This window comes from Variovorax sp. 01T439_2 (genome assembly GCF_056398445.1).
On sequence record NZ_JBFTPJ010000315.1, the window covers coordinates 1 to 9,580 of the forward strand.

Below are 9,580 nucleotides of genomic sequence, written 5' to 3' on the forward strand. Positions count from 1 at the left end.
GTCTCCACGCGCGCCGCCTGGCAGAGCGTGTGCGTGCCGGCCGCGCGCGGGCTCGTTGCCCATGCGCGCGGCGATTTCGCCGCCGCCATCGAAGGACTCGGCAGCGCCCTTCCGCGCATGCTCGAGATCGGCGGCAGCCATGCGCAGCGCGACCTGTTCGAGCAGGTGTACCTCGATGCGCTCGTGCGCACCGGCAGCCAGGCCGCGCTCGCGGGTGCCCAGGGCATCCTGCAGCAGCAGCTCAACGGCCAGCCCGAATCGCTGCGCCTGCGGCGCCAGGCCGGCGAGGTTTATGCGCGGCTCGGCCTCGGGCAGCTCGCCTCCCGTCCTTGAGAAAGGCCATGCCTTCCGGTCATGGGAGTTGGCGCAAAAGGAATTAACGGACACGCGGGGGCGACTTCTAAACTGCCCGCTCCACATCGCTCCGGTTCCTTTCCCATGCAGAAACCAGTTGTCGTGCTCGCCATCTCCGCGGCCTTGGCAGGCCTCTCGTCCGCAGCCCCAGCTGCGACCGATGCCCCCGTCGAACTCGACCTGCTGCTGCGCGGCGGCACCGTCTACACGGGCGATTCGGACCAGCCCGTGGTGGGCGATGTCGGCATCGTGGGCGACCGCATCGTCTTCGCGGGCCGGAAGGCGCCGCCGCAGTTCAGCGCGCGGCGAACCATCGACGCGGCCGGCCTCGTCGTGGCACCGGGCTTCATCGATGCCCACACCCACGCCGATGCCGACCTGCATTCCACCGATCCGCGCAAGCGCCTGAACATTCCCTTTCTCACCCAGGGCGTGACCACCGCGGTCATCGGCAATGACGGCTTCGGCGGCTTCGACATTGCCGCGCAGACGCAGCGCCTGCGATCGGCGCCCGTTGGAACCAACGTCGCCATGTACGTGGGCTTCGGCCCCGTGCGCATCGACCAGCTCGGCGAAGCCAATCGCACGCCGACGCCCGAGCAGCTCGACGCCATGCGCCGGCACGTGAGCCGCGCCATGTGCGACGGCGCGCTGGGGCTTTCGACCGGGCTTTTCTATCCGCCGCAGAATTTCTCGAAGACCGAGGAAGTGATCGAGCTCGCGAAGGTCGCGGCCCGCCACGGCGGCCTCTACGACAGCCACATCCGCGACGAGTCGATGTACAACATCGGGCTCAAGGGTTCCATCGAGGAAGTGATCCGCATCGGCCGCGAAGCCCGCCTGCCGGTGCATGTGGCGCACATCAAGGCACTGGGCGTGGACGTGCAGGGCCAGAGCGGCGACATCATCCGCCGCATCGAGAAGGAGCGTGCCGCCGGCCTCGACATCACGGCCGACCACTACCCGTGGACGGCATCGAGCACGCGTTTCTCGGCCGCGCTCGTGCCGCCCTGGGCGGTCGACGGCGGGCGCGAGGCGATGCTCAAGCGCTTCGATGACCCGGCCGTCCAGGAGCGCCTGCGCACCGGCATGCGCGAGAACCTGCGCCTGCGCGGCGGTCCGGAGACCATCCTGTTTTCGGCCGGCAGCACCAAGTATGTGGGCAAGACGCTGGCCGACGTGGCCAAGGCCTCGGGGGCCGACCCGGTGGATGCCGCCATCGCCGTGCTGCGGGACGGCGACCTGATGATCGCCTCCTTCAACCAGAGCGACGACGACGTGCGCGCGTTCATGAAGCGGCCATGGGTCATGACCTCCTCCGATTCCTCGCTGGGCCATCCGCGCGCCTACGGCACCTTCGCGCGCAAGTACGACCAGTACGTGGTGAAGGAGCACACGATCTCGCTGGGCCAGTTCATCCGCAGCAGCTCGTCGCTGACCGCGGACACGCTGGGGCTGGAACAGCGCGGGCACCTGCGGCCGGGCTACTACGCCGACGTGGTCGTGTTCGACCCCGCGCGCTATGCCGCCAAGGCCACCTACACGCAGCCGACGCTGCTGTCGGAGGGCGTGGTCACGGTACTGGTGAACGGCCGCCTCGCGGTGGATGCCGGCAAGCCCACGGGCGTGGGCGCGGGCCAGCCGCTGCTGCGCACGCCGAAGGCCGGCAGCTGCACCTGACGCGGCTCAGCTCTTCTTCAGATGCCGCCGCTGGTCGTAGGTCGGCTGCGGCGGCAGGTCGGCCAGGTGCCGCGTGTCGGCCCAGTCGACGATCTCGATCACGTCGGGCACGGCGGGATCGGCAATGCGGATGCGGTTGAAGCCCGCATTGGGAATGTCGCTCTGGCGCGGCCCGCTGAGGCTGAGCCCGCGCGCGGTGCGCCACACCATGTCGAGCACGCCGCCGTGCGTGACGACCACCAGCCGCTGCCCCCGGTGCGCAGCCGCCAGCGCGCCGATGGCCGCGACGATGCGCGTGTGGAATTCGCGCGCCGTTTCGCCTTCGGGCATGGCGTGGTCCTCACGGAACTCCAGCCATTGCTCCCAGGCCCGCGGATGCAGTGCCTGGATCTCGTCGGCCCGCATGCCTTCGACAATGCCGAAATACTGCTCGCGCAAGCCCACCGACGTGACCACCGGCAGCGACAGCTGCTGCGCGGCCGGCGCGGCGGTCTGCTGCGCGCGCATGAGGTCGCTGCTGATGATGTGCTGCGCGGTGTCGCCCGCCAGGCGCAGGCCGAGGCGGCGCGCCTGCTCGTGGCCGATGTCGTTGAGCGGCACGTCGGCATGCCCCTGGAAGCGCAGCTCGCGGTTCCAGGCGGTTTCGCCGTGGCGGATCAGGATGAGTTCGGTCGCGGAGTCGGGTGAAGGCGTGGGCATGGACGCCCATTCTCCACTGCGTGCGTGACGCTCGGGACCTGGGTGGCGGCATCTGTTGCAGCGCCGCCACCTGCAGCTCGAACGGCACCGCGCTCGCCTGCGCGGGCGATGGCGCAAAATCCGGTCATGCCCCACCTTGTCCTGCTGCCCGGCCTTGCCTGCGACGAGCGCATCTGGGAGGCCCAGCTTCCCGCGCTCGAGCCCCTGTTCGAAACGCGCGTGACCGATGCCCACATGCGGCACGACACCATCGAAGCCATGGCCGCGGCCGTGCTGCGCGAGAACCCCGGCCCGCTCCTGCTCTGCGGCGCGTCGATGGGCGGCATGGTGGCGATGGAAGCTGCGCGGCAGGCGCCCGAACGCATCGCGGGGCTCGCGCTGCTGGGCACCAACGCACGGCCCGAGGCGCCCGAGATGTACGAGCTGCGCGAAAGCGCGATCGAACTGTTCGAGCGCGGCGAGCTGCGCGACGTGATCGAGCCGAACGTGGTGTTCGCCTTCCACCCCGCGCAGGCCGCCGACGAGGCGCTGGTGCAGCGCTATGTCGAGATCGTGCTGGACGCCGGCACGCAGCAGCTCATCACCCAGAACCGCGCGGTGATGCGGCGCCCCGACGCGCGCACCCACCTGCCTTCGCTGCGTGCGCCGGTGCTGCTGGTGTGCGGCGACACGGACCGGCTGACCCCGCCCGACTGCACGCGCGAGATCGCGGCGCTGGTGCCGCATGCCGAAGTGGTGTGGGTGCCGCAATGCGGCCACATGCTGACGATGGAGCAGCCCGCTTCCGTGAATGCGGCGCTGCTCGGCTGGCTCGCTCAGTGGAGCTGACCGCCGGTTTCGGCCACGTCCTTTTCAACAGCCAGCGCGGTCGCCACCGCGATGCGCAGCGCCTCGACCATGGTGGCCAGCGACATGCTCGGCGCGCCGGGAAAACGCGCCGCCTGCTCGGGCAGGTAGGGAATGTGGATGAAGCCGCCGCGCAGCCCCGCCGCCGGATGCGTGGCGATGCGGTGCATCAGGCCGTAGAAGATGTGGTTGCAGACAAAAGTCCCGGCCGTGTTCGAGACCGACGCCGGAATGCCTGCCGCACGCAGGTCGCGCACCATGGCTTTGATGGGCAGCGTCGAGAAATACGCGGCCGAACACGCAGGGCATCTGGCGCGCACGCACGGTGGCACGGCCGCACTGCCAGCCATCGAGCGCGCGCACGGCCTCCCATGACGGGTTGAGCGCTTCGCGGTCGAACGGATCGAAGCCGGTCAGAAGCACGTTGGTTCGCTGCGCCATGGCTTGAATCAGGCCATCGCGCGAACCGCGATGCCCTCTTGCTGCAGGCGCTCGCGAATGCGGCGCGCAAAGGCCAGCGCGTGGGCGCCATCGCCATGCAGGCACACGGTCTGGGCATTGACCGGCACGATGCTGCCGTCGATCGCCTTGACCTTGCGGTCGCGCACCAGCGAGAGCGTCTGGGCGAGGGACTGCTCCTCGTCCTCGATCAGCGCGCCGGGCTGGCTGCGCGGCACCAGGCTGCCGTCGGGCATGTAGCCGCGGTCGGCAAAAACCTCTTCGACCGGCGTGAGGCCGGCACGGCGCGCGGCGTCGATCATGCCGCTGCCCGCAAGGCCGAAGAACCGGAGCGAGGGATCGAAGCGCCGCACCGCTTCGCAGAGCGCGTCGGCGAGTTCGGGCTCCTTCACGGCCTGGTTGTAGAGCTGGCCGTGCGCCTTCACGTGCGAGAGCTGGCCGCCCTCGGCCTTGGCGATCGCGGCCAATGCGCCGACCTGGTAGAGCACGTTGGCCACGATCTCGTCGGGCGGCAGGTGCATGGTGCTGCGGCCGAAATTCTCGCGGTCCGGAAAGCTCGGATGGGCGCCGATGGCCACGCCGTGCGCGATGGCCCAGCGCACGCACTGCCGCATGGTCTTGGCGTCGCCCGCATGCCAGCCGCAGGCGATGTTGGCCGAGCTCACGAGGCCGAGCAGCGCTTCGTCGCTGCCGGCGCCTTCGCCGAGGTCGGCATTCAGGTCGATTTGCATGGGGTGGGTTCCTTCTTCAAGACGGGCCGGCACGCCGGGCCAGCCGGCGCGCCTGCGCTGCTCGCACAGTCTATGCCGGTCTCGTCCAGCCCGCTGCCGCCAGCCCTTGCGCGACCTGCGCAAGATAGCGCTGCTGCCCGGCCCAGGCCTCGAGCGCCGCGGCCATGTCGACCTGCACCAGCCGCAGCCGGCCGTCCAGCGGCGCCTGCGCGAGCTTCCACAGGTCGGCGCGGATCACCACGCCGATGCGCGGATAGCCGCCGGTGGTCTGCGCGTCGCCCATCAGGATGATCGGCTGGCCCGAGGGCGGCACCTGGATCGTGCCGGGAATGACGCCCGACGAGAGCATGTCGGCGCTGCGCCGGCGCTTGAGTTCGGCGCCCGCGAGCCGGCTTCCCATGCGGTTGCTCTGCGCGGTGATGCGCCAGCGCTCGCTCCACAGTAGCGCCTGCGAGGCCACGGTGAACTGGTCGAACTCGGGGCCGGGCAAGACGCGCAGGGCGATGGCCGAATCGCTTTCCTCGGGGCCCCAGTCCGGACCGCGCAGGCCGAACGGGCGCCGCGCGAGCCGGGCAGCATCCAGCGGCATGGCGCCCAGCGAAAGCCGGTCGCCCTTGCGCAATGCGCGTCCCTGGTGGCCGCCGAAGCCGGCCTTGAGGTCGGTGCTGCGCGAGCCGAGCACCGGCGGCACGTCGATGCCGCCCGCCACCGCGAGCCAGCTGCGCAAACCGGCCTTCTTGGCGCCAGCCACGTTGGCGCCCGCGAGCTTGAGCGTTTGCCCCGCCGCGACAGGCACGCTCCAGCAGGGCCAGAGCGGCGCGCCGTCGAGCCGGGCGCCGAAGCCGTCGCCCACCAGCGCGATGCGCGTGGCGGTCTCGAAGCGGGTCTCGCAGCCGCCCATGGTGATTTCGAGGCCGGCTGCACCGTCGGCATTGCCGACCAGCCGGTTCGCCAGTGTGAGCGCCAGCACGTCGAGCGCGCCGCCGGGGCAGATGCCGAGCTGGCGGTGCCCATGCCGCCCCAGGTCCTGCACCGAGGCCAGCATGCCGGGCTTGTGCACCAGCATCATGTCTGCACGCTTTCGACGACGAAGCGCACGTGGTCGCCCGGACGCAGCAGGGTGGGCGGCTCGGCCGATGGATCGAAGAGCTCGAGCGAGGTGCGGCCGATCAGCTGCCAGCCGCCCGGCGACACCAGCGGATAGATGCCGGTCTGCTCGCCGCCGATGCCGACCGAGCGCGCAGGCACCGCCGTGCGCGGCTCGGCGCGGCGCGGCGTGGCAAGCTCGGGCGGCAGCCCGCCCATGAAGGCGAAGCCGGGCAGGAAGCCCAGCAGGTAGACCACGTAGTCGGCCGCGCTGTGGCGCCGCACCACCTCGGCCGGCGTGAGCCCGGTGTGCGCCGCGACATCGGCCAGGTCTGGGCCGTGCTCGCCGCCATAGGCCACCGGAATCTCCACCCTCCGGCCTTCGATGGCCGTGGCCGACAGCCGCGGCCAGGCCTCGTTCACGCGCGCCATCAGCGCCTCGATCTCGATCGCGGTCGGATCGAAGGTCAGCGTGAGGTTGTTCATGCCCGGCAGCACCTCGCCCACGCCGGCCCATTGCTGTACCTCGGCGCCCAGCGCCCAGATCTGCTGCTGCTGCGCCAGCGTGGCGGGCGGCGCCAGCTCGCAAAGCAGCGCCGCATCGCCCAACGGGTGCAGGCGCGGCAAGGGGAGCCGGCTACTCACGACCGAGGCTGCGCACCTTGGCTGCGAGCTGCTTCTCCACATCGGGCGAGACGAACTTGTGGACCTCGCCGCCGAGCATGGCGATCTCGCGCACGAAGGTGCTCGAGATGAACTGGTACTTGTCGCTGGGCGTGAGGAACACGGTTTCGACGTCGGGCATCAGCGAGCGGTTCATGCCCGCGAGCTGGAATTCGTAGTCGAAGTCGGTCACGGCGCGCAGGCCGCGCACCATGGCCTTGCCGCCGCGCGCCACCACGAAGTCGCGCAGCAGGCCCGAGAAGCTCTCGACCGTGACCTGGTCGCTGTAGGGCTTCACGGCCTCGCGCGCCATCTCGATGCGCTCCTGCAGGCTGAACAGCGCCTTCTTGTGATGGCCCGCCGCCACCGCGACGATGACCTTGGAGAAGAGCTGGGTTGCACGCCGCACCACGTCCTCGTGGCCGAGGGTGATGGGATCGAAAGTGCCGGGATAAACCGCGATCACGTTGCTGGCCATGGTTGCTTCTTCCTCATGCAGCCGGTGCGGCTTGTTCGGCGGATTATGCAGTCCCGTTCGCGGCCTGCCGCAGCAAGTGAGCGTGCACCGCCCCTGCCTTGAGGTAACGAAAACCAACAAGGCCGAGCGCGGCCAGCTCCTCGTCGCTCCAGCGGCGCGGTGCCTCCAGGTAGACGGCGCCCCCGCTTTTCATGGCGCGCGCGGCGGCCCGCAGCGCGGGTTCGTAGAGGACGATGCTCTCGAAGGGCGGATCGAGAAAGACCGCATCCAGGCTGCCCGCCGGGGCGCGCTCGAGCGCGGTGAGCCCGCTGCCGCGCTCGATGCGCACGGCCTCGGCCGAAAGCTTGGCCTTGGCGGCCTGCAGTTGGGCCGCCAGCGCGGCGTCCTGTTCGCAGAGCAGCACGCTCGCGGCGCCGCGCGACGCGGCTTCCAGGCCGAGCGCGCCGGTGCCCGCGAAGGCATCGATGCAATGCCACCCCGGCAGTTCGCCGCCGCCGGCGCCCGCGATGCTTGCGAGCCAGTTGAACAGCGTCTCGCGCACGCGGTCGGGCGTGGGGCGCAGGCCCGGCTTGTCGGCCACCGGAAGGCGGCTGCGCTTCCATTGGCCGCCGATGATGCGCACTTCGTGCGGCAGCGACTTCGATCGCGGCGGTGGCGGTGGTGTCGAGGGGGAGCGCCTGGCGGCTGCGGCTTTCTTCTGGGGCATGCGGCAAGCTTAACGCCGCATYCGGGCTCAGGCCCCGAGCAAGGCCCGCCGCGCCAGCAACGCGGCAAGCAGCAGCATCGTGCCGCCGRTCAGCGCGTCGAGCATCTGCCAGGCGCGCGGCCGCGCAAACACCGGCGCCAGCCAGCGCGCACCGAAGCCCAGCGCCGAGAACCACAGCGCGCTCGCAATCGCCGAGCCGGCGACGAACCAGGCCTTGAGTGCCCCGCCGTACTGGGCGCCGGTGCTGCCCACGAGCAGCACGGTGTCGAGATAGACATGCGGGTTCAGCAAGGTGAAGCCCGCCGCCTGCGCCAGCACGGCGGTGCGCGAGAGCGACACGCCCTGGGCCTTTGCCTGCAGCGTGCCGGGCTGCCGGGCCCGCCACAGCGCGCGCAGCCCGTACGCCCCCAGGAACAGTGCACCGAGGCCGGCGAGTGCGGTGGCGAATGCGGGCCGCCCTTTCAGCGCCTGCGCCATGCCAGCCACGCCGGCGGTGATCAGGAGGGCATCGCTCGCCGCACAGAACAGCACCACGGCGCTCACATGCTCGCGCCGCAGCCCCTGGCGCAGCACATAGGCGTTCTGCGCGCCGATGGCGACGATGAGCACCAGGCTCATGAGGAACCCATTGACGAATGCGGCAGAGATTTGTTCGATCACCATGGCGCCAGCTTGCCGCTTCGGCTGCATTAATTCAAACTAAACTTCCTAAGCCATGTTCAGTTTTTCTAATCCACGCGAACCATGCTCGACTACGCCGCCCTGAATGCATTGGCCGCCGTGGTGCGCGAAGGCAGCTTCGAGCGCGCGGCCCGCGCCCTCCACGTCACGCCTTCGGCCGTCTCGCAGCGCGTGAAGCTGCTCGAGGAGCGCACGGGCGGCGCGCTGCTGGTGCGCGGCCAGCCCTGCATCGCGACGGAAGCCGGGCAGCAGCTGTGCCGGCACATCGAACGCGTGGGCATGCTGGAACACGAGCTGCGCGAGGCGCTGCCGGCACTCGGCATGGGCGGCCGAAGCGGCGAGGGAGCCGAACGGGTCACGGTGCGCGTGGCGGTGAACGCCGACAGCCTGGCCAGCTGGTTCATGGCGGCCGCAGCAGCCTTTGCAAGGCAGGAAGAATCCGCCCTGCTCGACCTGACCGTGGACGACCAGGACCACACCGCCGAGCGCCTGCGCAGCGGCGCGGTGCTGGCGGCCGTCACCGCGCTCGCGCAACCGGTGGCCGGCTGCAACAGCGAGGCGCTGGGCGCCATGCACTACGTGGCCGCCGCAAGCCCGCAGTTCGTCGAGCGGTACTTCGCCAAGGGCGTGGGTGCGCGCACCCTGGCCCATGCGCCGAGCCTGGTGTTCGACCGCAAGGACCGGCTGCAGGCACGCTGGGTGCGGCGCATCTGCCACCGCAGCATCGAGACGCCGCGGCACTGGCTGCCATCGGCCCAGGGTTTCGTCGAAGCGGCGCGCGCCGGCATGGGCTGGGGGATGCTGCCGGCCAGCATGGCGGCCGACGCGATGCGCGCGGGCGCATTGGTGGAGCTGGTGCCCGGCTCGGCGCTGCAGGTGCCGCTCTACTGGCAGCAGGCGCGCGCCGCGCCGCAGCTGCTCGAACGCCTCAAGGCGGCGGTGCGCGCGGCCGCCGCAAGCGGCGCGCACGCCCTGCGCTGAAAAACGCGGCCTTGGAATGCGGCCCTATTTGCCGCCCACTACCACCGTCACCATGCGTTCGGGCTGCAGCTTGCGCGCGAAGGCAGCCCGGACGTCGGCCGCCGTGACCGCATCCATGCGCGCGGTCCAGGTGTCGAGATAGTCGAGCGGCAGGTCGTGCCAGGCGATGTTGGCCACATTGCCGATGAGCTTGCGGTTGCTGTCCAGCAGCAGCGG

The 9,580-nt window shown here is 70.6% G+C and carries 10 protein-coding genes and 3 pseudogenes; 4 read left to right on the plus strand and 9 right to left on the minus strand.

Features of this window, described 5'->3' with window-relative positions; all coding sequences use genetic code 11:
* Positions 1–333: pseudogene (locus AC1DOC_RS16180) on the plus strand (tetratricopeptide repeat protein); the annotation flags it as partial.
* A gap of 123 nt (positions 334–456) precedes the next feature.
* Positions 457–2,034 carry an N-acyl-D-amino-acid deacylase family protein gene (locus tag AC1DOC_RS16185; RefSeq protein ID WP_478130081.1) on the plus strand — a complete coding sequence of 526 codons (1,578 nt, stop codon included), beginning with the start codon at positions 457–459 and terminating at the stop codon, positions 2,032–2,034.
* A 6-nt stretch (positions 2,035–2,040) separates the two neighbouring features.
* On the opposite strand, the gene AC1DOC_RS16190 is transcribed toward AC1DOC_RS16185, so the two are convergent.
* Positions 2,041–2,733: a histidine phosphatase family protein gene (locus AC1DOC_RS16190; RefSeq protein ID WP_478079414.1), complete on the minus strand. Its 693-nt coding sequence runs from the start codon at positions 2,731–2,733 to the stop codon at positions 2,041–2,043.
* A gap of 108 nt (positions 2,734–2,841) precedes the next feature.
* Here AC1DOC_RS16190 and AC1DOC_RS16195 point away from each other — a divergent pair, with 108 nt between their 5' ends.
* A complete protein-coding gene (locus tag AC1DOC_RS16195) occupies positions 2,842–3,561 on the plus strand; it encodes an alpha/beta fold hydrolase (protein ID WP_436036827.1) in 720 nt (239 codons plus the stop codon).
* Here the strand turns inward: AC1DOC_RS16195 and AC1DOC_RS16200 are convergent.
* From AC1DOC_RS16200 to AC1DOC_RS16230, 7 genes and pseudogenes are all read right to left on the minus strand, one after another.
* Positions 3,549–4,020 (minus strand): annotated as a pseudogene (locus tag AC1DOC_RS16200) (pyroglutamyl-peptidase I family protein). The gene AC1DOC_RS16195 and the pseudogene AC1DOC_RS16200 overlap by 13 nt on opposite strands.
* A gap of 8 nt (positions 4,021–4,028) precedes the next feature.
* A complete protein-coding gene (pxpA, locus tag AC1DOC_RS16205) occupies positions 4,029–4,769 on the minus strand; it encodes a 5-oxoprolinase subunit PxpA (RefSeq protein ID WP_015867135.1) in 741 nt (246 codons plus the stop codon).
* Positions 4,770–4,839: 70 nt separating this feature from the next.
* Entirely contained in the window at positions 4,840–5,838 is a 999-nt protein-coding gene (locus AC1DOC_RS16210) for a 5-oxoprolinase subunit C family protein (RefSeq protein ID WP_478079412.1), read from the minus strand.
* Positions 5,835–6,482 (minus strand): 5-oxoprolinase subunit PxpB, encoded by a 648-nt coding sequence (gene pxpB / locus AC1DOC_RS16215; RefSeq protein WP_319433088.1) that lies wholly within the window; start codon positions 6,480–6,482, stop codon positions 5,835–5,837. Before pxpB ends, AC1DOC_RS16210 begins: the two co-directional genes overlap by 4 nt.
* A gap of 10 nt (positions 6,483–6,492) precedes the next feature.
* Entirely contained in the window at positions 6,493–6,996 is a 504-nt protein-coding gene (gene coaD / locus AC1DOC_RS16220) for a pantetheine-phosphate adenylyltransferase (protein WP_015867138.1), read from the minus strand.
* A gap of 43 nt (positions 6,997–7,039) precedes the next feature.
* On the minus strand, positions 7,040–7,702 hold the full coding sequence (locus AC1DOC_RS16225) for an RsmD family RNA methyltransferase (RefSeq protein WP_478079411.1): 663 nt from the start codon (positions 7,700–7,702) through the stop codon (positions 7,040–7,042).
* 27 nt (positions 7,703–7,729) lie between these two features.
* Positions 7,730–8,365 (minus strand): LysE/ArgO family amino acid transporter, encoded by a 636-nt coding sequence (locus tag AC1DOC_RS16230; protein WP_478130082.1) that lies wholly within the window; start codon positions 8,363–8,365, stop codon positions 7,730–7,732.
* Between the two features lie 81 nt (positions 8,366–8,446).
* Here AC1DOC_RS16230 and AC1DOC_RS16235 point away from each other — a divergent pair, with 81 nt between their 5' ends.
* Positions 8,447–9,364 (plus strand): LysR family transcriptional regulator ArgP, encoded by a 918-nt coding sequence (locus AC1DOC_RS16235; protein ID WP_478084514.1) that lies wholly within the window; start codon positions 8,447–8,449, stop codon positions 9,362–9,364.
* Between the two features lie 24 nt (positions 9,365–9,388).
* Here AC1DOC_RS16235 and AC1DOC_RS16240 read toward each other — a convergent pair.
* Positions 9,389–9,580, minus strand: a pseudogene (locus AC1DOC_RS16240) (insulinase family protein); the annotation flags it as partial.

Coding starts and splice junctions, on each gene's coding strand:
- AC1DOC_RS16190 (WP_478079414.1), bottom strand. CDS start 2,733: ATGCCCACGCCTTCACCCGACTCCGCGACCGAACTCATCCTGATCCGC.
- AC1DOC_RS16195 (WP_436036827.1), top strand. CDS start 2,842: ATGGCGCAAAATCCGGTCATGCCCCACCTTGTCCTGCTGCCCGGCCTT.
- pxpA (WP_015867135.1), bottom strand. CDS start 4,769: ATGCAAATCGACCTGAATGCCGACCTCGGCGAAGGCGCCGGCAGCGAC.
- AC1DOC_RS16210 (WP_478079412.1), bottom strand. CDS start 5,838: ATGATGCTGGTGCACAAGCCCGGCATGCTGGCCTCGGTGCAGGACCTG.
- coaD (WP_015867138.1), bottom strand. CDS start 6,996: ATGGCCAGCAACGTGATCGCGGTTTATCCCGGCACTTTCGATCCCATC.
- AC1DOC_RS16225 (WP_478079411.1), bottom strand. CDS start 7,702: ATGCCCCAGAAGAAAGCCGCAGCCGCCAGGCGCTCCCCCTCGACACCA.
- AC1DOC_RS16235 (WP_478084514.1), top strand. CDS start 8,447: ATGCTCGACTACGCCGCCCTGAATGCATTGGCCGCCGTGGTGCGCGAA.